This window comes from Streptomyces syringium, from assembly GCF_017876625.1.
Taxonomy (GTDB): domain Bacteria; phylum Actinomycetota; class Actinomycetes; order Streptomycetales; family Streptomycetaceae; genus Streptomyces; species Streptomyces syringius.
Window position 1 is genome coordinate 2,320,300 of the sequence record NZ_JAGIOH010000001.1, and the last position, 19,411, is coordinate 2,339,710.

The 19,411-nt window shown below is 72.6% G+C and carries 20 protein-coding genes and 1 other RNA gene; 11 read left to right on the forward strand and 10 right to left on the reverse strand.

Annotation, left to right across the window (positions count from 1 at the left end; all coding sequences use genetic code 11):
* Positions 1 to 177: 177 nt before the first annotated feature.
* Together JO379_RS10220 and JO379_RS10225 are read left to right on the forward strand one after the other, a co-directional pair.
* Complete coding sequence (locus tag JO379_RS10220) at positions 178 to 411, forward strand: hypothetical protein (protein WP_130877502.1); 234 nt, start codon at positions 178 to 180, stop codon at positions 409 to 411.
* Positions 412 to 452: 41 nt separating this feature from the next.
* A complete protein-coding gene (locus JO379_RS10225) occupies positions 453 to 758 on the forward strand; it encodes a DUF6247 family protein (protein WP_209514673.1) in 306 nt (101 codons plus the stop codon).
* Between the two features lie 136 nt (positions 759 to 894).
* On the opposite strand, the gene JO379_RS34340 is transcribed toward JO379_RS10225, so the two are convergent.
* Positions 895 to 1,329, reverse strand: a complete 435-nt coding sequence (locus JO379_RS34340; RefSeq protein ID WP_505016573.1) for a pentapeptide repeat-containing protein — start codon at positions 1,327 to 1,329, stop codon at positions 895 to 897.
* On the opposite strand from JO379_RS34340, the gene JO379_RS10240 reads away from it, so the two are divergent.
* A complete protein-coding gene (locus JO379_RS10240) occupies positions 1,211 to 1,579 on the forward strand; it encodes a hypothetical protein (protein WP_242626058.1) in 369 nt (122 codons plus the stop codon). The genes JO379_RS34340 and JO379_RS10240 overlap by 119 nt on opposite strands.
* A gap of 990 nt (positions 1,580 to 2,569) precedes the next feature.
* On the opposite strand, the gene rnpB is transcribed toward JO379_RS10240, so the two are convergent.
* Both rnpB and JO379_RS10250 read right to left on the reverse strand, forming a co-directional pair.
* An RNA gene (gene rnpB / locus JO379_RS10245) (RNase P RNA component class A) lies at positions 2,570 to 2,970 on the reverse strand.
* Between the two features lie 43 nt (positions 2,971 to 3,013).
* Positions 3,014 to 4,486: an RNB domain-containing ribonuclease gene (locus tag JO379_RS10250; RefSeq protein WP_209514677.1), complete on the reverse strand. Its 1,473-nt coding sequence runs from the start codon at positions 4,484 to 4,486 to the stop codon at positions 3,014 to 3,016.
* Positions 4,487 to 4,619: 133 nt separating this feature from the next.
* Between JO379_RS10250 and yaaA the strand changes: the two genes are divergently transcribed.
* The 3 genes from yaaA (at position 4,620) to JO379_RS33185 (ending at position 6,727) form a co-directional block, all read left to right on the forward strand.
* Complete coding sequence (gene yaaA / locus JO379_RS10255) at positions 4,620 to 5,429, forward strand: peroxide stress protein YaaA (protein ID WP_130877506.1); 810 nt, start codon at positions 4,620 to 4,622, stop codon at positions 5,427 to 5,429.
* 26 nt (positions 5,430 to 5,455) lie between these two features.
* Complete coding sequence (gene eda, locus JO379_RS10260) at positions 5,456 to 6,142, forward strand: bifunctional 4-hydroxy-2-oxoglutarate aldolase/2-dehydro-3-deoxy-phosphogluconate aldolase (protein WP_209514680.1); 687 nt, start codon at positions 5,456 to 5,458, stop codon at positions 6,140 to 6,142.
* Between the two features lie 150 nt (positions 6,143 to 6,292).
* A complete protein-coding gene (locus JO379_RS33185; RefSeq protein WP_242626004.1) occupies positions 6,293 to 6,727 on the forward strand; it encodes a hypothetical protein in 435 nt (144 codons plus the stop codon).
* 113 nt (positions 6,728 to 6,840) lie between these two features.
* Here the strand turns inward: JO379_RS33185 and JO379_RS10270 are convergent, their stop codons facing one another.
* The 4 genes from JO379_RS10270 to JO379_RS10285 form a co-directional block, all read right to left on the reverse strand.
* Positions 6,841 to 8,049, reverse strand: a complete 1,209-nt coding sequence (locus tag JO379_RS10270) for a bifunctional RNase H/acid phosphatase (protein WP_130877508.1) — start codon at positions 8,047 to 8,049, stop codon at positions 6,841 to 6,843.
* Positions 8,050 to 8,054: 5 nt separating this feature from the next.
* Positions 8,055 to 8,798, reverse strand: a complete 744-nt coding sequence (locus JO379_RS10275) for a zinc ribbon domain-containing protein (protein WP_130877509.1) — start codon at positions 8,796 to 8,798, stop codon at positions 8,055 to 8,057.
* A gap of 13 nt (positions 8,799 to 8,811) precedes the next feature.
* Positions 8,812 to 9,657 carry a Nif3-like dinuclear metal center hexameric protein gene (locus JO379_RS10280; protein ID WP_209514683.1) on the reverse strand — a complete coding sequence of 282 codons (846 nt, stop codon included), beginning with the start codon at positions 9,655 to 9,657 and terminating at the stop codon, positions 8,812 to 8,814.
* 508 nt (positions 9,658 to 10,165) lie between these two features.
* Positions 10,166 to 11,206: an ABC transporter substrate-binding protein gene (locus JO379_RS10285; RefSeq protein ID WP_130877511.1), complete on the reverse strand. Its 1,041-nt coding sequence runs from the start codon at positions 11,204 to 11,206 to the stop codon at positions 10,166 to 10,168.
* Between the two features lie 286 nt (positions 11,207 to 11,492).
* Between JO379_RS10285 and JO379_RS10290 the strand changes: the two genes are divergently transcribed.
* Both JO379_RS10290 and JO379_RS10295 read left to right on the forward strand, forming a co-directional pair.
* Positions 11,493 to 12,857, forward strand: a complete 1,365-nt coding sequence (locus JO379_RS10290; protein WP_245381431.1) for a hypothetical protein — start codon at positions 11,493 to 11,495, stop codon at positions 12,855 to 12,857.
* Positions 12,858 to 13,188: 331 nt separating this feature from the next.
* Positions 13,189 to 13,350 carry a hypothetical protein gene (locus tag JO379_RS10295; protein ID WP_165451524.1) on the forward strand — a complete coding sequence of 54 codons (162 nt, stop codon included), beginning with the start codon at positions 13,189 to 13,191 and terminating at the stop codon, positions 13,348 to 13,350.
* Between the two features lie 58 nt (positions 13,351 to 13,408).
* Here JO379_RS10295 and JO379_RS10300 read toward each other — a convergent pair whose 3' ends face one another.
* The 3 genes from JO379_RS10300 to chsH3 are packed head-to-tail and all read right to left on the reverse strand — an operon-like array spanning position 13,409 to position 16,411.
* Positions 13,409 to 14,383: a 3-oxoacyl-ACP reductase gene (locus JO379_RS10300; protein ID WP_130877512.1), complete on the reverse strand. Its 975-nt coding sequence runs from the start codon at positions 14,381 to 14,383 to the stop codon at positions 13,409 to 13,411.
* A 28-nt stretch (positions 14,384 to 14,411) separates the two neighbouring features.
* Complete coding sequence (locus tag JO379_RS10305) at positions 14,412 to 15,497, reverse strand: alcohol dehydrogenase catalytic domain-containing protein (protein WP_130877513.1); 1,086 nt, start codon at positions 15,495 to 15,497, stop codon at positions 14,412 to 14,414.
* Positions 15,498 to 15,544: 47 nt separating this feature from the next.
* Positions 15,545 to 16,411: an enoyl-CoA hydratase ChsH3 gene (chsH3, locus tag JO379_RS10310; RefSeq protein ID WP_130877514.1), complete on the reverse strand. Its 867-nt coding sequence runs from the start codon at positions 16,409 to 16,411 to the stop codon at positions 15,545 to 15,547.
* Positions 16,412 to 16,699: 288 nt separating this feature from the next.
* On the opposite strand from chsH3, the gene JO379_RS10315 reads away from it, so the two are divergent.
* From JO379_RS10315 to JO379_RS10325, 3 genes are all read left to right on the forward strand, one after another.
* Positions 16,700 to 17,854, forward strand: a complete 1,155-nt coding sequence (locus tag JO379_RS10315; protein WP_130877515.1) for a sensor histidine kinase — start codon at positions 16,700 to 16,702, stop codon at positions 17,852 to 17,854.
* Complete coding sequence (locus JO379_RS10320) at positions 17,851 to 18,465, forward strand: response regulator transcription factor (protein WP_130877516.1); 615 nt, start codon at positions 17,851 to 17,853, stop codon at positions 18,463 to 18,465. The genes JO379_RS10315 and JO379_RS10320 overlap by 4 nt, the downstream gene beginning before the upstream one ends.
* A 255-nt stretch (positions 18,466 to 18,720) precedes the next feature.
* Positions 18,721 to 19,368 carry a class I SAM-dependent methyltransferase gene (locus JO379_RS10325; protein ID WP_130877517.1) on the forward strand — a complete coding sequence of 216 codons (648 nt, stop codon included), beginning with the start codon at positions 18,721 to 18,723 and terminating at the stop codon, positions 19,366 to 19,368.
* Positions 19,369 to 19,411 lie beyond the last annotated feature (43 nt).

Sequence of the window (19,411 nt, forward strand, 5' to 3'; positions counted from 1 at the left end):
GCGAAGGCGAGCATGAGCAGCCCAGCGAGTACGGCGAACGCCTCCCACTGGGTCGCGCGCCCAGTGTTCCGGCCCGTTACCCACTCCCCTCGGATGATCGGCCACGACGCCGTACGGGCGACGCGTTTCCAAAGATCAAAACGAAATTAACTGCGAATTCTGATACGCTTCAGGGCTATGATCAGGAAGAAGGGCGAGGACCTCACCCTCGACGCCGTGACTTCGGCGCGCGTCGCGTGGAAGAAGGCCGAGGCCGATTTCCACGCCGCCATCGTCCGCGCTTTCCAGGCCAAGCCCGTCCATGGCCGCAAGGCGGAGATCGCCGGCGCTGCCGGCTTCTCCGACTCCCGCGTGCGCCAGATCCTCAACGAAGCCACCAAGGCCGAACAGGACAAGGGGCAAGCCGCGTGAGAGCTCACTCCGCCACACAGCGCCCCGCCGGTGTCCCTCCCATGCCCGAACGCAGCCCGAAAGCTCTCCGCGAAGCGATCGCTGCCCACGCTCCACAACTCCTTGCCGATTTCGACCGGCACTGGAAGCGGGACATCGCCGACACCTACGACCTCACGCCGGTCCCGGCGTTCATGGCCCGCTGGTGGACCGAGTACGCCCTCGCCCGCGACCCCCGGCTGGACGCCCGGGTGTCCGACCTCGAGGATCGCGCCGCCGATGCAGACGACACCGCAGAGGCCCACGCCCTCCTCGAACAGGCCGCGCACCTGCGGCGAGAGGCCGGACACACGGAACCCGGCCAGTGACCGATGACGGGTTTATGGGACCGCCGTGGCAGATCGACTACGTCGAAGGCGCCCGCACCTACCGCGACTCATTGCCCGTAGAAGTGAGGAGCACCTTCCGGGATGCCCTGCTGGACATCCTCACTGCCAAGGACCCCTACCGGCCCGGGGAACAGGTCCCCGTCGAACCCGCCAGGTCGACCCGCTTCCGAGGCCCCCATGTCCTCACCTTCGACAACGGTCGCGGATGGGCGCGCTTCGTCTTCATCCGTCGCACCGCAGACCCGCAAATCGTGATCGAAGAACTCTTCTGGCAGTGACCGCGACACCCTGATGCCGGCCTTCGCCGCCTGCCCTTGCCGCTACTCGGACAAGATCCCCGCCTCTCGTGCGAGGCCCAGGGCCAGTTCCATGGCCCTGGGCCTCGCAGAGTTGCGCCCTTGAGGCTCACTGCCCCTCCCCCGTCGAGGAGCGTGCAGCTCTCGAACCGGACGGTGCCCATTTTCGCGCCGGCGAACTGGGCGCCGGTCAGATCACAGCCCTGGAACCGCACGTTGTGCATGTCGGCTGACTGGAAGTCCACGCCGGTCATCTTGCAGTCGGTGAAGGTGACGCCCTACTCCTGTGAGGCCGCGCGAGTGCGCAACCTGGGCACGGATGGCGGCGGGCTCCAGCTCGGCTACACGCGCGACGTGACCTGCCAACTCGGCGGCCTGGCGCTCGATCTCCGCGCGGGCGGCGGCCGGGTCCTCCCACGTACGCGGTTCACCGTTGGGGATGAACCAGTGACGAAGCCTTTGCCGAGCCACCGTCCGATGCCGGAAGCCTTCATCGAGCGGTGATCTTCAAACCCTGCACACGCACCGATATTTACGAGCTCATATTCCTTCATGCCTTGAAGGAATAACCCCTTTTACATCAGCTGGAACATTAACACCGTCGACATCGTTCAAAACAACCGGCTTACCCAAATCACGCAACAGCAAAATCGTTTCCGCTCTCGCGGGGCGCTCAAGCGGCAAGCCGTCTGGGGTTCGAGGATTTAATGAGGCTGATGGGGTCAGATGGATCGGGTTGTGACATCTCCACCACTTGCCGCAGCAAGGCCGAGCGACTTAGGCTAGCGCCCTACCGTTCATTACTTGTAAACATGAACGGACAAGGGGGCGGCGGGAATGCATGCAGTCGTGGCAAAGCTCGCGCTTGCGGCGGGGGTTGTGGCGGTCGGCGCCCTGGTGGACAGGGGACCCGAGCTTCGCGAGGCATGGAGCTCAGCACAGAACAGCACGTAGCAGACGTATGACGATGCGCCTCCCAACCCCTTGGACGGGAGGCGCATCGTCAGTGCAACGAGTCAACCCAAGCCCCGGACCAGGACACCCGGGCGAGGATGTCGCCGCACCCCCCTCCCAGGGCCCTGTGCTCTCAGACAGGCGCGAATCGCATCTACCACAATGGCGTGGTCGCATTCCGCCAAGACGCGGGTACCACGACTGCCATCACGGAAAGGACAGCAGCCCCCGTGGACTGGAACTCAGTCACATTACTCGCTCTTGGGGTATTCGGCTTCACTGGTCTATGCGTGATGCTCTCCATCTCGCTGCTGCGGCAACTTCCTGAACTATTCACCGCCTGGCACAAGGCGAGGGCTGCCTGGCGAAACCACCACCGGAGGGATAGTCACGCAGCAGCGCAACAAAGCGCTGACTCCAAGGAACCCCCCTCAAGCGCTGCTCGCTCCGAGGATTCCAGCAATCACAGCCCATAGGGCAAGCAAAAGGGCCTCTGACCCGCGGAAATGCAGGTCAGAGGCCCTTGCTTCGGCTAGCCGGCGGACGAGACCGGCCTGTACGCCGGGTTCTGTCTCCCGTGGGCCTCGCGGCCCGCGGGGAGGCGGCCATCCATCTAGGCCTGCCGTTGCCGGCAGGCTCGTGCGGTCTACCCGCGGACTCGGGCGGGCAGCCCTCGATCGTCCGCGCAGGCCGTCTTGCGACGGCCCTCTTGACCTTGCTCCGGGTGGGGTTTACCTAGCCGTCCGAGTCACCTCGGACGCTGGTGGTCTCTTACACCACCGTTTCACCCTTACCGGAAGCCTCGCGGCCTCCGGCGGTCTGTTTTCTGTGGCACTGTCCCGCGGGTCACCCCGGGTGGGCGTTACCCACCACCCTGCCGTGTGGAGCCCGGACGTTCCTCGGGGGATCCGAAGATCCCACGCGGCCGCCCGGCCGGCTCGTCCGCCGTGTCGACCATGCTACCTGGCAGGCGTGACGTCCCCGTCACGCCGGGGCGAACCAGACCTTCTCCCGGCCCGGGGACGCCTCGATCAGGCGGACCCGCAGCCGGTGGCCCAGCGCGAGCGGGGGGCCGTCGCCGTCGCCCTCGACGTGGCCGACGACGGCCGGTTCGTACAGGTGCACCGTGCCGGCCGTCGGGCGGTCCTCGCGGACGTCGACGACGTACGCATCGAAGACCTCGCCGATCCGGTGCCGCAGCAGCGCCGCCTCGACCAGGTCCACGCATTCGCGTTCGGTCCGCGCGGCGCGGCGGGCGCCGGTCTCCATTTCCTGCGGGAGGGTGTCCAGCGCGGACCGCACCCATTCCGGCGCGTCCGTGCCCGCGGCCGCCGCCAGGCACAGTTCGCCGGTGTAGCGGTCCACGAGGCGGCGCAGCGGGGCGGTGCAGTGGGCGTACGGGGCGGCGAGGGCGGCGTGGAAGGAGACGTCGGGGCTGATGGGGAGGGGGTGCACGGTGGGGCGGTCGCGGTCGAAGACCGTGTAGCCGGCGCCGCGGAGGAGGGAGGTGCACTCCTGGAGGAACGCCGCGTGCTGGGTGTGCTGGGAGTCGAGGGCCCGGAGGACGACGGCGTACGGCATGCCCTCGGGCCAGTTCACCCCGAGCGAGCGGGCGACGCGGCGCAGTCGTTCGACGGCGGTCTGGGGGGCGGGGGGCAGGGTGCGGAGGATGCCGGTGCCGGCGGTGAGCATCAGCTCGGCGGCGGCCATGCCGGTCATGAGGGAGATCTGGGCGTTCCAGCCTTCGGTGGGCAGCGGGGCGCGGTAGGCGAGGCGGTAGCGGTCGCCGCGCCGGACGACTTCCTGCTCGGGGACGTTGAGCGAGATGCCGCCGCGCGTCCGCTCCAGCTCCTCCCGGCGCATCCCGATCTCGCGCAGCAGCGACAGCGGTTCCTCGGCCGTGCCGGAGTCGACGGCCCGCTGGACGCCCGCGTAGTCGAGCTTGGCCCGGCTGCGGACGAGGGACCGGCGGACATCGGTCCGTACGACTCGGCCGTCCGTGTCGAGGTCGAGCTGCCAGAGCAGGGCGGGGCGGGTGTGGTCGGGGAGGAGGCTGGCGGCGCCCTCGCCGAGTATGTCGGGGTGGAGGGGGATCCGTCCGTCGGGGTAGTAGAGGGTCGTCACCCGGCGGTGTGCCTCGGCGTCGAGGGCCCGGCCCGGGAGGACGAAGGCGCCGACGTCGGCGATCGCGTAGTACACCCGGAAGCCGCCGGCGTCGCGGCGGGCCAGGAACATGGCCTGGTCGAGGTCCATCGAGTCGGGCGGGTCGATGGTGAACAGGGGGATGTCCGTGGCGTCGTGCGCGGGAAGGCGGGGTCGCCGCGTGGCCTGCTCCGCCTCGCTGAGGGCAGCGTCGGGGAACTCGGCGGGTACGTCCGACTTCGCACGCAGCTCGCGCAGCGCGGCGCGCAGGGGGGCGCCGTCCGTATCCGTCACATGTATGTGGCGACGGGGCATGGCACCGAGCGTAGGCGGGGTGCGGGCGGGCGGCACGGTGAGCGTGGCGGGCGGCGTTAGGCTCGACGGGGCCCTTGCCCGTTCCGCGCCGCCGACGGCGCGCGCGGGTGTACGTACTGAAGGAGAAACGACCGTGCTCGTGCTGTTGCCGCCGTCCGAGGGGAAGGCCGCGCCCGTCGAGGGCGGTTCCGGCGGTGCCCCGCTGGAGCTCGGTTCGCTGTCCCTGCCGGAGCTGACCGAGGCGCGCGGGACCGTGCTGGCGGAGCTCGTGGAGCTGTGCGCGGGCGACGAGGAGAAGGCGGCGGAGGTCCTCGGGCTGAGCCCGGGGCTGCGGGGTGAGATCGCCAAGAACGCCGCGCTGCCGGGCGCGGGCACCCGGCCCGCCGGGGAGATCTACACGGGTGTGCTGTACGACGCGCTGGGTCTGGCCACCTTGGACCCGGCGGCCCGGCGGCGGGCCGAGCGGTCGCTGCTGGTGTTCTCCGGGCTGTGGGGCGCGGTGCGGATCGGGGACGCGATCCCCTCCTACCGCTGCTCGATGGGGGTGAAGCTGCCGGGGCTGGGCGCGCTCGGCGCGTACTGGCGCGGCCCGATGGCGCGTGCCCTGCCCGAGTCGGCGGGCGACGGGCTGGTGCTGGACCTCAGGTCCGCGGCGTACGCCTCGGCGTGGAAGCCGGCCGGTGACGTCGCCGAGCGGACGGCGACCGTGCGGGTGCTCCAGTCGAAGGTCGTGAACGGGGTCGAGAAGCGGTCCGTCGTGAGCCACTTCAACAAGGCCACCAAGGGGCGGCTCGTACGGGACCTGCTGACGGCCGGCGTCGAGCCGGACGGCCCGGGAGAGCTGGCCGTGGCGCTGCGGGAGCTGGGTTACGCGGTGGAGGGCGAGGCTCCGGCCAAGGGCGGGAAGCCCTGGGCGCTGGACGTCGTGGTCACCGAGCTGTAGACACAGGCTTCGTTGCACGCTGTGCAATGACTGTTGCGGTGCATGTCGGGCGCGGCGAGGATGCCCGCGTGACCCGCGCTGCCGTACCCGCCTCGCCCGTGTCCGTCCTCGACCTCGCGCCCGTCGTCCCCGTCGTCGTCCTGCACGACGCGGCGGACGCGGTTCCCCTCGCCCGCGCCCTTGTCGCCGGCGGTCTGCCCGCGATCGAGGTCACCCTGCGCACGGAAGCCGCGCTCGACGCGATACGGGCCGTGGCGGCGGACGTGCCGGGCGCGGTGGTGGGCGCCGGCACGGTCCTCACACCCGGGCAGGTGACCGCGGCGGTCGGGGCGGGGGCGCGGTTCCTGGTGAGCCCCGGCTGGACGGACCGGTTGCTGGATTCGATGCGGGCGGCGGGGGTGCCGTTCCTGCCGGGGGTGTCGACGGCCTCGGAAGTCGTGACGCTGCTGGAGCGCGGAGTGCGCGAGATGAAGTTCTTCCCCGCCGAGGCCGCGGGCGGGGTGCCCTATCTGCGGTCGCTGTCCGCGCCGTTGCCCACGGCCCGCTTCTGTCCCACGGGCGGCATCGGGCCCGGCTCGGCGCCCGCGTATCTGGCGCTGCCCAACGTCGGCTGCGTCGGGGGGACATGGATGCTGCCCGCCGAAGCGATCCGGGACCGGGACTGGGCGCGGATCGAGGAACTCGCCCGCGCGGCGTCGGCGTTGCGCGGCTGATGCCCGCGATGTACGAGTGCCCGTGACACCGCCCGGGGAAGGCATGCGGAACGCCCGCCACTCCATCCGGTGAACGCGCCCCCGGCCGGTGGGTGATCGGCCGGCGACTGGCGCCGGGGGCCGGTCCGGCTGCCATAGCCTGCCGCTGCCATGAACGATTTCGTTGACGAAGCACGCTCGCGAGTCGCCCACCTGCTCCGGATGGCCAACACGACCGACGACAGGGTCCGGGCGCGGATCATCGAGTACGCCGACACCACCCCGGAACCCCCGGTCATGAGCCGGGCCGGGATCGTCACGACCGGCTGCCCGCAGTGCCATCGCACCGCTTGGCGGCAGCAGGACGCCGAGGGCCCGGTCTGGGTCTGCGCGTCCTGCGGCCATGTCGAAGGAGTGATCGTGGAGTGCCCCCATTGCCGCGTCGCCATGCGGCCACCGCCTCTCGGTGCTCCGGACCGGTGGCAGTGCCCGGACTGCCCGCGGGTCGCGGCCACCGGGGAGAGCGCCCAGGACATCGAGGACCGTGAGCGGCAGCGGCTGGAGGCGCTCGCCCTGTTGGAACGCGCCATGCTGTACGCGGAGTAGGCCCGCCCGGCGGGACGGCGAACGGCGGGACGGCGAACGGCCGTACGTACGGCGAAGGGCCCCCACCCTGCGGTGGGGGCCCTTCGTCAGCCCTTCATCAGCCCTTCGTCACATCAGTGGCGCAGGTGGGACGTGTCGTTCAGCAGCCGGAGCGAGGCGTTGCCGTCGGCGTAGTAGGCGACGGCGGACAGGGAGGCCGCGGAGAGTTCCATGCGGAACAGCGACTCCGGCGGGGCCCCGAGCGCCAGCCGTACCAGCGTCTTGACCGGCGTCACATGGGTGACCAGGAGGACCGTCCGGCCCGCGTAGCGGGCGATGAGCTTGTCCCGCGAGAGCGCGACCCGGCGGGCCACCGCGGCGAAGCTCTCGCCGCCGCCCGTCGGTGCGGCCTTGGAGGAGGCGAGCCAGGCGTCGAGGTCGTCGGGGTAGCGCTCGCGGACCTCGGCGAAGGTCAGTCCCTCCCAGGCACCGAAGTCGGCCTCGCGCAGCCCCTCGTCTATCCGGACCTCCAGTCCGAGGCGCGCCGCCACGGCCGCCGCGGTCTCCCGGCAGCGGCGCACCGGCGAGGACACGACGGCCTGGACGGTGCCCCGCGCGGCGAGGGCGGCCGCGGCCTGCTCGGCCTGGCGGCGCCCGGCGGGCGAGAGTTCGGGGTCGCTGCCGCCGCTGCCGGAGAACCGCTTCTGGGGGGTCAGCGCCGTCTCGCCGTGCCGGAGCAGGACGAACGTCGTCGGCGCTCCCAGGTCGGCCGGGGCGGCCCACCCGACGGGAACGGCCTTCGGCTCGGCGAGCGCCGCCGGGCCGGAGGCGTCCCCGGAAGCCGGGGAGCCGGAAACTGGAGCGGCCGGCTCCGGCGTCGTCATCCGCGTGTGGAGACCCGCGGCCGACGCCCCGGGCTCCCAGCGCTTGCCGGCCTTGCCCGCGTCCATGGCTTCGTTGGCGAGCCGGTCCGCGTGCTTGTTCTTCTCACGCGGGATCCACTGGTACGTGACCTGGCCAGCCGGGAGGACGCCACGGGCCTCGGCGGCCAGCGGCTTCATGTCCGGGTGCTTGATCTTCCAGCGGCCGGACATCTGCTCCACGACGAGCTTGGAGTCCATCCGGACCTGGACCGTGGCCTCCGGGTCGAGGGCCTTCGCCGCCTTGAGGCCCGCGATGAGGCCCTTGTACTCGGCGACGTTGTTGGTGGCCGTGCCGATGTACTCGGCGGCCTCGGCGAGGGCCTCGCCGGTCACCGGGTCCAGGACGACGGCGCCGTAGCCGGCGGGGCCCGGGTTGCCCCGGGAACCGCCGTCCGCCTCGACGATGAAGCGATTCGCCATGGGGCTTACAGGCCCGACTCGCGGGTGCGGACGAGGATGCGGGTGCAGTTCTCGCACCGGACGACCTCGTCCGGGGCCGCGGCGCGCACCTCGTTGAGCCCGGTGATGTCGAGCTCCAGGCGGCAGCCCTCGCAGCGGCGCTGGTTGAGGCGGGCGGCGCCGACGCCACCCTCCTTGGTGCGGATCTTGTCGTAGAGCTTGAGCAGGTCGGCCGGGATGGAGCCGGCGACGATCTCGCGCTCCTTGGTGACCGAGGCGGCCTCGGCGTCGATCTCGGCGAAGGCGGCGTCGCGGCGGGCGACGGCGTCGTTGACCTTGGCCTGCACGGACTCGACGCGGCCGGTCAGCTCGGTGACGCGCTCCTGGGCGGACTCGCGGCGCTCCATGACCTCGAGGACGACGTCCTCCAGGTCGCCCTGGCGCTTGGCGAGCGAGGCGATCTCGCGCTGGAGGTTCTCCAGGTCCTTCGGGGAGATGCCGATGCCTGCGTCCAGGCGCTGCTGGTCGCGGGCGGCGCGCTGGCGCACCTGGTCCACGTCCTGCTCGGCCTTGGTCTGCTCGCGGGTGGTGTCGCTCTCCTCGGTCTGCGCGGCGACGAGGAGGTCGCGGTGCTGCGTGAGATCGCCTTCGAGGCTCTGGATCTCGGCGTGCTCGGGCAGGCTCTTGCGCTTGTGGGCGAGCTGCGCGAGGCGGGTGTCCAGGGTCTGGAGGTCGAGAAGACGGATCTGGTCGGCGGGCGCGGCGTTCAGTGGAAGCTCCTGATTAGTGGTGGGAAGAGGAAGCGGACGACGCCGCGTGGGCGGTCCAGGGGTCGGTGACCGTACGGGAGATATGGGTGCGCAGCCCCCAGCCGTGGCGGTCGGAGATCTCGTCGAGCTGGGCGGCGGCCTGCTCGATCCAGGGCCACTCGGTGGCCCAGTGCGCCGCGTCCACGAGGGCGAGCGGGCTGTGGTGCTGGGCCTCGGACGCGGGGTGGTGGCGCAGGTCGGCGGTGACGTAGGCGTCGACGCCCGCGGCCCGTACCTCGTCGAAGAGGGAGTCGCCGGAGCCGCCGCAGACGGCGACCGTGCGGATGAGGCGCTCGGGGTCGCCCGCGACGCGGATGCCCTGCGCGGTGGCGGGCAGCCGTTCGGCGGCGCGGGCGGCGAACGCGGCGAGGGTCAGCGGGGGCTCGACCTCGCAGATCCGGCCGAGGCCGCGACGGCCCGCGGAGTCGCTCGGGTCGGGTACGAGGGGGCCGGTGACGCGCAGGTCGAGGGCGCCGGCGAGGGCGTCGGAGACACCGGGGTCGGCGCGGTCGGCGTTGGTGTGCGCGACGTGGAGGGCGACGTCGTTCTTGATGAGGGTGTGCACGACGCGGCCCTTGAAGGTGGAGGCCGCGACCGTCGTCGTTCCGCGCAGATAGAGCGGGTGGTGGGTGACGAGCAGGTCCGCGCCCAGCTCCACGGCTTCGTCGGCGACCTCCTGAACGGGGTCGACGGCGAACAGGACCCGGCCGACGGGGGCGTCGGGATCGCCGCAGACCGTACCGACGGCGTCCCACTGCTCGGCCCGCTCCGGGGGCCAGAGGGCGTCGAGGGCGGCGATGACTTCAGACAGTACGGGCACGGGGAAAGGCTACCTGTCCCTCGTGCCCCCACGGGTCGCCTGGGCGGGGTGCCGACAATCCGACCACCGGCCGCGTCTGCGGCGGAGCCGCGAATCCGCCCCACGGGCGGGCCGGCCGGTCCGGGCGACGCCCGGTCCGAGTCGGCCTGCCGCCCGGAGGGCGAGCCGCCTCGGCGGCGGAGCCGACCACGGCCGGACGGCTGGTCCGGTCCAGGCCGCGCCCGGCGGAAGTCGGGCTGCCACCCGGGCGGAACGGGCCGCCTGCCGCCTCGGCGGCGAAGCCGCGAATCCGCCCACGGGCGGGGCGGCTCGTCCCGGCAGCGCCCGGCCGAAGCCGGGCTGCCGCCCGGTGGGAGCCGGGCCCGCCGGCTCGTCGGCGGAAAACCGGACGCCGCCCGGGGCGGCTCGGCGCTGCGCCGGCAACCCGCCGGTCGCGCGGCGGGCCGCCGGTTCCCGGGCCGCAACCGACCTGCCCACTCCGGGCGAAGCCCGCGCGGCAAGAGGGCTACTACTTCTTCACCAGGTATCCGCGCAGATCGTCCAGGACACTGTTCGCCGCGGTGACGCCGAGGCCCAGGTACCAGGTCTCGTCCTGGACGTCCTTGGCCCGGCCGTCCTTGACCGCCTTGAGGTTCTTCCAGAGCGGGTTGTCCTGGGCGCTGTCGCGCTTGGTCTTGTCCGGGTCGCCGTAGACGCCGGTGAAGATCCAGTCCGCGTCGGCCTGGTCGATGTTCTCGGGGCTGATCTCTTCCGCGAGCTTGTCGGCCTGCTGGTTCTTCGGGCGGGGCAGGCCCGTGTCCTTGAGGATCGTGCCGATGAAGGACTGCTGCGCGTACAGGCGCGTGAACTGCGGCAGGTAGCGGAGCATCGTGATCGTCGGCTTCTTGTCGCCGATGTCCTCGCCGAGCTGCTTGGCCTTGGCCCCGTACGCGTCGAGCTGCTTCTTGGCGTCGGCGGTCTTGTCCAGGGCGGCCGCGTTGAGGAGGTAGTTCTCCTTCCACGTGAAGCCGGGGCGGACGGAGAACACCGTCGGGGCGATCTTCGAGAGGTCCTTGTAGTTCTTCTCCGCGCGCAGCTTGCTGCCGAGGATCAGGTCGGGCTTGAGCTCGTTGATGGCCTCGAGGTTGAGGTTGCTGATGGTGCCGACGCTCTTGGGGTCGCCGACGTCCTTCTTCAGGTACGCGGGGATCTCCTGGCTGCCCTCGCTCGGGGCCCAGCCGACCGGCTTGATGCCGAGGGAGACGACGTTGTCCAGCTCGCCGACGTCGAGGACGACGACACGCTTGGGCATCTCCTTGATCTCGGTCTTGCCGAGCGCGTGGGTGATCGTGCGCGGGAACTGGCCGGGCTTCGCGTCCGTGCCCATCTTCGCGGTCTCCTCGGCCGCCTTGCCGAAGTCCTTGCCGCCCTGGGCGACGGACTTGGAGCCGTTGCCCCCGTCCTTGCCCGCCTCGCCGTCCTTCCCGTCGGAGGAACCACAGGCCGCGAGCGAGAGCGCGGCGGCTACGGAAAGGGCGACGGCGGCGGTGCCGCGGCGGCGGAGGGACATGGAGTGCTCCTGGTCGGGGGGAAGGGGGGTGACCGGCCGGCCGCAAGGCGGAAAACCGTAGGCGGAAATCGCGCCGGGCGGCAGGGCGGTCAAGGGAGCCTGCTCGGCCACTCCCGCGGCCACTTAGGTCGGCCTTACTTTAAACAGACGCCCAGCGAAGAGCACACCCACCCCCAGCCCCGCAGGCAATCCTGGCGAACACCACCCTTACGCGTGAAGCGGCCTCACTCTCAAGGTTCGGGACGTAGTGCGATAACTACGTTCAGTGCCGGAGGTGACGTTTCTCATGACGGTCTGTGTCCCCCAGAGCGCTCCACCGAACACCCCATCCGGCCCACCGAAGGACCGCGGCCGCACCTCGTTCACGGTCACGGCGGACGGTTCGTACGCCGCGTGGCTGGCTCTCGGCCGTGGCAGCGGTGGCTGGTTTCCGGAGCGCTGGACGCTCGGCGGCCCCGAGCCCTACGCGGTCCCGCTGCCCGGCAGCCAGCCCGAGGAACCCGACAGCGAGGTGCTCCCGCTCGCCGACGGCCGGGTGCTGATCCGCCGCCGGGTCGCCGAGCGGTACACGCTGTCGCTGCTCTACCCCACCGGCCCCGGCACCGGCGAGCTGCCGCTCGGCGCGATCGAGTGCCCCCGGCTGTCCCTCCTGCCCCCCGCGCCCGACGGCTCGTCCGCCTTCGCCCTCGTGCACGGCGAGCGGTCGACCACCCTGTGGCGGGTGCACGGCGGCGCCTTCGGGCCCGAGCGGGTCACCGAGCTGCCCGGCCGCTGCGCCGGCGGCGCCTGGCTCGACCGCACGGGCCGGATGCTCGCCCTCGACCGCGAGCTGGACGGGCGCACCAAGGCCGTGGTGGTCGACCTGGGCCGGGGCGGCGAGACGAGCCCGCTGCTGCAGATCACCGAGGAGAGCAACGACCGTTTGCTGCTGGCCGACCCGGACAGCGGGCTGCTGCTCGTGCGGTCCGACGCGCCCGGGCAGGACCGGCTCGGGTGGGGGGTGCTCGGCTCGGCGCGGCCGGTGCGCTTCCCGGAGTGCTTGCGGATGTCCGACGCGGCGGTGACCCCCTTCGCCGCGCAGCCGGGGCAGGTGCTGATGCCCGAGGGGTGTGCGGTGGCGCTCCGCATCGACGGGGCGGCGGGCAGCTGGGTGGGGGTGTGGCGGCCGTCGGGGCGGCGGGTGCAGCAGTTCCCCGCGCCGGTGGGATGGCTGGCGGGCGCGGGCCTGTGGACCGCCGACGGCGAGCTGCGGCTGCCCTACGTCACCCCGTACGTGCCCTGCGGGCTGGCGCGACTGCGGCTGCCGGGCGCGGACGGCAAGCGGCCCCGCGAAGAGGACGGCGAGCAGGAGCCGGGCGGCCCACCACAGGGGCCGGTCTGCGTCCCGCCGGACGCCGCGGCGCCGGACGGGCCGATCGCGCACGACGAGCCGGACGGGCCCGAGGAGTCCGCGCCTCCCACGGCCTGGGCGGCAGAGGCAGGGCCGGGGGCGGCACCGCGGCCCGCGCCGCACACGGCACCGGCGCCGCCGCTCTGGCAGGCGGTGCAGCCGACGCTCACGGAAGGCTGCGCCGGCTTCCCGGAGCCGGACCCGGGCGCCGCGCCCCGGCCGGTCCCGCTCCAGCAAGCCCCCCTGGGCCGGACCCCTTAGCGGCTCCACCCCGGCGGACCCGACGGGCCCACGACGCCCGGCACCGCGCTTGGTCGCGTTGCCGGGCGCCCGTCTGTCCGCGCCCGTTTCCGCTTGGTTCCGGCGTCGCGAAAATGCGAACACACCGGCGAACCGGGTGGCTCCGCGATCAAGGTCCCCGTTAGAATCGGGCGGGGGCTGTGCGGCTGTACCGGCCGGGCACCGGCGGTGAACCGAACGGTCGCGCGTGAGAAGCGTGTGCAGCGTGTTGACGTCCGTCGATGCCGTGCGCCATTGCCACGGCCCCCGACGCGCAGTGCACGCATCCCCTTCCCACGGAGTGACTCTTCCCATGCCCGACGCCCGAACCGACACGACCGAGGCGCGCCCCCGCGAGGCGTCCGCCCAGGCCGCAGCCACCGGCTCCGGCAGGCACCGCGGCCCGGCTTCCCCGAACGACCACGGCGCCCCCGCCCATGGCAAGCACCGCCGCAATACGACGGACGGCCACTGACCCCGTCCCCTCGACAGGACGACAACTCGTCAGGAGCCCAGAGGAATCCATAGGTTCCTCACCCGCCGGACGGGCCGCCTCGGGCGTCCGTCCGGTGGGACAGGCCCAGCACCTCCACACTCGCGAAGGTCTCCCGCGACGGCCGCCCCGCGTAATAAGGGGTGAGCAGCCCGTCGAGCTCCTCGACGCTGAAGGCCTCCCCGGCCGTGTCGAACCTGGCCGCCACCTTGGGCCGTTCGACGACGGCGACCATGCCGCCGTGCACCACGAAGACCTGTCCGCTGATGTGCGCGGCCGCCGGTGAGGCGAGATAGCCCACGAGCGGCGAGACGTGTTCGGGCGCCAGCGGGTCGAGCCCCTGGCCGGCCGCCTCGACGCTTTCGAAGACGTCCTCGGTCATCCGGGTCCGGGCCCGGGGGCAGATCACGTTCGAGGTGACCCCGTACTTGCGCAGCGCCTCCGCCGTCGAGGTGGTGAGGCCGACGATGCCGCCCTTGGCCGCCGCGTAGTTGGGCTGTCCGGCCGAGCCGGCGAGGAAGGCCTCGGAGGAGGTGTTGACGATCCGTCCGTAGACCGGGCGGCCCGTGGCCTTCGCCCGGTCCCGCCAGTGCGCGGCGGCGAAGCGGACGGTGTTGAAGTGGCCCTTGAGATGCACCCGGACCACCGAGTCCCATTCCTCCTCGGTCATCGAGAAGACCATCCGGTCCCGCAGGATGCCCGCGTTGTTGACCAGGATGTCCAGCGAGCCGCCGGTGTCGAGGGCCAGTTGCACCAGGCCGCCGGCCTCGTCGAAGTCGGCGACGTCGCCGAGGTGGGCGGTGGCGCTGCCGCCCGCCGCCCGGATCTCGGCCACGACCGCCTCGGCGGGCGCGGCGGACGCCTCGCCCGAGCCGTCGCGGCCCGGTTGTCCGTAGTCGTTGACGATGACGTGGGCGCCGAGCCGGGCCAGTTCGAGGGCCTCGGCCCGGCCGAGTCCACGCCCGGCGCCGGTGACGATCGCGGTCCGGCCCCGCAGGGTCGCTTGCGCTGACATGCGCCTCCCACTCCCGGAATCGAATCGGTCAGATCTCGACGCAGGTGCGCAGCGCCTCACCGGTGCGCATCTGGTCGATCGCGTCGTTGATCCCGGCGAGCGGGACCCGGTGGGTGATGAGCCCGGCGAGGTCGATCCGGCCGGCCCGCCACAGGGCGATGGCCCGCTCGTACGACCGCAGCACGTCGCCGCCGCCGTACAGGGACGGCAGGATCCGCTTCTCGTCGAAGAACAGCTCGAACATGCTGACCTGGAAATGGTCGTCCAGCGCGCCCGCCCCGACGACGCACAGCGTGCCGCCGCGCCGGGTCGTCTCGTAGGCGGTGCGGGCCGTGGCGGACGTGCCGACGACCTCGAAGACGTAGTCGAAGCCCTCGCCGCCGGTGATCCGCTTCTTGGCGTCGGCCAGGGCGTCCGGGGCGACGGCCTCCGTCGCGCCGAAGCGCAGCGCGGCGTCGCGGCGGGAGGCTACGGGGTCGACGGCGACGATCTGGGCGGCGCCCGCGGCCCGTGCGCCCTGGATGGTGTTGATGCCGACGCCGCCGCAGCCGATGACGGCGACGGAGGAACCGGCGGCGACCTGCGCGGTGTTGAGGGCGGCCCCGAGGCCGGTGGTGACGCCGCAGCCGATGAGGGCGGCGATCTCGTAGGGCACGTCGTCCGGGATCGGCACGGCGCACACGGCCCCGACGACGACCTCCTCGGCGAAGGTGCCGGTGCCGGCGAAGCCGAAGACGTCGGACGGGGAGCCGCCCGCGCGCCGGAAGTTGGGGACGCCGGCGGCCGCGAGTCCGGCGAGGCACAGCTGGGTCTGGCCGCGGCGGCAGGACGGGCAGGTCCCGCAGGAGGGCAGCCAGCAGACCAGGACGCGGTCGCCCGGTGTGACGGCGGTGACGCCGTCCCCGACGTCGAGGACCTCGCCGGCGCCCTCGTGGCCGGGGACGAAGGGGGCGGGCTGCGGCAGTACGCCGCTCATCGCGGACAGGTCCGAATGACACAGTCCGGCGGCCCTGAGGCGCAGTCTGACCTTTCCCGGGCCGAAGCCCACGGCTTCGACGTCGTCGAGGACTTCGAGCTTGTCCTGGCCGATCTCGTGCTGGACGGCTGCGCGCATGGTGCGTATCCCTTCGGTGGTCAAGGATTCGCGGGTAGGGGCCTGGTTCAGGTGTGCTCGACGACGGTGTCGGTGAGGACCGGCGCGTCCTCGCGCTCGACGGCCGTCACGGACACCTGGACCCGGCCGGGGCCCGGACTCTCGCGCCACATCCGCACGCGCAGGGTCTCGCCGGGGAAGACGACGCCCGCGAAGCGGGTGGCGTACGAGCGGACGCGGGTCACGTCGCCGTCGAGCACGGTGTCGACGACGGCCTTGAGGACGATGCCGTAGCTGCACAGGCCGTGCAGGATCGGCCGGTCGAAGCCGGCGGAGGCGGCGAACTCCGGGTCGGCGTGCAGCGGGTTCCAGTCCCCGGAGAGGCGGTAGAGCAGGGCCTGGTCGGGGCGGGTGGGGCACAGGGCCGTCAGGTCCGGCTCGTGCGGGGGCTCCGGGAGCCGGTCCGCGGGCCCGCGCTCGCCGCCGAAGCCGCCCTCGCCGCGGACGAAGATCCGGCAGTCGCTGGTCCACAGCGGGCCCTCGGCGTCGGCGGCGTCCGCGCGCAGCACGATGACGGCGGCCTTGCCCTTGTCGTACACGGCGGCGACGCGGGAGGTGAGCGTGGCCGAGCCGCGGGCGGGCAGCGGCCGGTGCAGCGCGATGGCCTGTCCGCCGTGCAGCACGCGGGCGAGGTCGACGTCGACACCGGGCGCGGAGAGGCCGCCGGCCAGGGCCATGCCGCCGCCCGCGACGGTCGCGAAGCTGGGGAGCACGCTGAGCCTGCTCTCCAGGGTGTAGCGGAGTTCCTCCGGGTCGGTGGGCCGGGCCGCGCCGGCCCCGATGCCGAGGTGATAGAGGAGAACGTCCTTGTGGTCCCAGGAGAGCTCGACGCTACGGGGTTGCGCCCCGACCGCCTGGCTTACGTCGATGGGCATCGGGGCGACGGCTCCTTCGCGGTGTGGCCGAAGACCCCGGCCCGGCCGTCCGCACCGCAGGCCGCGCCGGGGTCGCTGCCGGGCCGGCCCCACACGCGCTCGGCACTGGAACGTGTTCCAAGGCGTTTCAGCCGGTCCGATGCACCCTTGTATAGCCGATCGCCGTGGGGGCCGGAAGGCCGCGGACCGCATTGTCTGACGGTTCGTCACCTGCCATGACAAAAGTCACCGCACGCCTTGGACAGATGCATCTGCGCAGCTCACCGCCCTGTTCCATAGGGTCGGAGCATGAGTGGAGCGATGCAGCGGATCGAACGGATGAGACCGCCGAACCGGCGGACGTTCCTGCCCTGGCTTCTCATCCTCACCGGCGACGTGATCGACCTGTGCCGGGGGAAGCTGCCACTGCCCTGGCTCGGTGCCGCGGGCCTGGCGGCCTTCGTCACGCTCTACGTCACCACCGTCTTCCTCGGCCTCGACGAGCGGCGCCGCGAGACGCGCGCCTCGCTGACATCGCTCGCCGCCCTGGCCGCCGTGACCTACGCGCTCACCATCGGCTACGGCGGCGACTGGCTGCTGTGCTTCCCCCTGCTGTCCCTGGCGGCCGGCATCGTCCTGCGCGGCAGCGGCCCCCGGCTCGGGGCGGCGCTGGGCACGTTCGGCACCACGGTCGGAGTGCTGATGGCCGTGCACAACGACACCGAGGACGTCCTGGCCATCGCCTGGGGCACCGGGCTGTCGGGACTGGTCGCGGCGGCCCTGCTGAACCTCTTCGAGACGGTGGAGCGGCTGCGCGCCACCCGCGAGGAGCTGGCCCACGCCGCCGTCGAACGCGAACGGCTGCGGTTCTCGCGCGATCTGCACGATCTGCTCGGCCACACCATGTCCGTGATCGTGGTCAAGGCCGAGGCGGTACGCCGGCTGGCCCCGCGCGACCTGGAGGCGGCCGTCGGCCAGGCCGCCGACATCGAGGCGGTGGGCCGCCAGGCCCTCACCGAGATCCGTGAGGCCGTCACCGGCTACCGCGAGGGCAGTCTCACCACCGAACTCGAACGGGCCCGCTCCCTCCTCGACGCCTCCGGCATCGCGACCGACATCCGCCAGTCGGGCCCGCCCCTGCCGCCGCAGACCGCGGCGCTGCTCGGCTGGGTGGTGCGCGAGGGCGTCACCAACGTCGTCCGGCACAGCGCCGCGGCCCGTTGCGCGATCGAGGTGCGCGGCGAGCCGGACCGGGTCCATCTGGAGATCACCGACGACGGCCGCGGCGTAGGCTCGGCATCCGCCGAAGCGGGCGGCGCGAAGGGCGGTACGGGCCTGAAGGGACTGACCGAGCGGCTGGCCGCCGCGGGCGGCGCACTGGCCGCCGGACCCGACGGCAAGCGGGGCTTCCGCCTGGTGGCGGAACTCCCGGTGGACGACGAAGAGGAGGGCCTGGCCGCATGAGCCGCGTCATCAGCGTGCTGCTTGCCGAGGACCAGGGCATGATGCGGGGCGCGCTCGCGCTGCTGCTCGGTCTGGAGGACGACATCGAGATCGTCGCGCAGGTCGGCAGCGGCGACGAGATCCTGCCCCAGGCCCTGGCGACCCGGCCCGACATCGCCCTCCTCGACATCGAACTGCCGGGCCGCAGCGGCCTCGACGCGGCGGCCGACCTGCGGGAGCGGCTGCCGGAATGCCGGGTGCTGATCCTCACCACCTTCGGCCGGCCCGGGTATCTGCGCCGGGCCATGGAGGCGGGGGCGTCAGGATTCCTGGTCAAGGACGGCCCGGTGGAGGAACTCGCCGCGGCGATCCGCCGGGTGCTGGCGGGAGAACGCGTCATCGACCCGGCCCTGGCCGCGGCGGCCCTGAGCGCCGGCCCCAATCCGCTCACCCAGCGCGAACGCGACGTGCTGGCCGCGGCGGTGGACGGGGCGACGGTGGCGGACATCGCGGCACGGGTGCATTTGTCGCCCGCGACGGTGCGGAATTATTTGTCGGCGGCGATAGGGAAGACGGCGACACGGAACCGCATGGAGGCGGTGCGGGCTGCACGGCAGAACGGTTGGCTGTAACGGGCGCCGACCGATCCCACCCGGGCCGTCGGCCCACCGGCGGGAGGGCACGGGGCCGCAGGGGCAGGGGCCGGGGCGCTGACGTGTATTTGCGGGCCCAAGGTGAGGGCAAGCGACGGGGTACCGGGTAACGGGCCCGAAAATATACGGCCCCGGCTCCTGCTCCGGAGGCCCAGGGCCCGGCCCCCGACACGGCGCCCGTCACCGACATGCGGCAGCATGAGCCGCCACGACCCGCACCGCCAGGAGGACCGCATGCCCCCCAAACCCGAGGTACTCGCCGCTTTCGAGGCGGCGAAGGGCTTCATGCCGGTCGACGAGGGGCTCGCCCTCTACGCCGCCGCCGAGGAGGCGGCGGCGCTCGGGCCGCTGCTCGAAGTCGGTACGTACTGCGGGCGCTCCACGCTTCTGCTGGCCGCCGCCGCGCGGGAGGCCGGGACGACGGCCGTGACCGTCGACCACCACCGGGGCAGCGAGGAGCAGCAGCCCGGCTGGGAGTACCACGACCCGTCCGTCGTGGACGACGACCCCGGCGTGGGCCGCATGGACACCCTGCCGACCTTCCGCCGCACGCTCTACAAGGCGGGCCTGGAACCGCACGTGATCGCGATCGTCGGCCGGTCGCCGCAGGTCGCGGCGGTCTGGGGGACGCCGGTCGGGCTGGTCTTCATCGACGGCGGGCACACCGACGAGCATGCGAACGCCGACTACGAGGGCTGGGCCCCGCATGTCGCCCCGGGCGGGCTGCTCGTCATCCACGACGTCTTCCCCGACCCGGCGGACGGCGGGCAGGCGCCGTACCGCGTGTACCTCCGGGCCCTTGAGTCCGGCGAGTTCACCGAGGTCTCGGTGACGCGTTCGCTGCGCGTGCTGCGCCGGGTGGCCGGACCCCGGCCCGCGTAGGTACTTCACCGAGGGGGTCTCGCGGCGCGGGCCACGGCGCTAG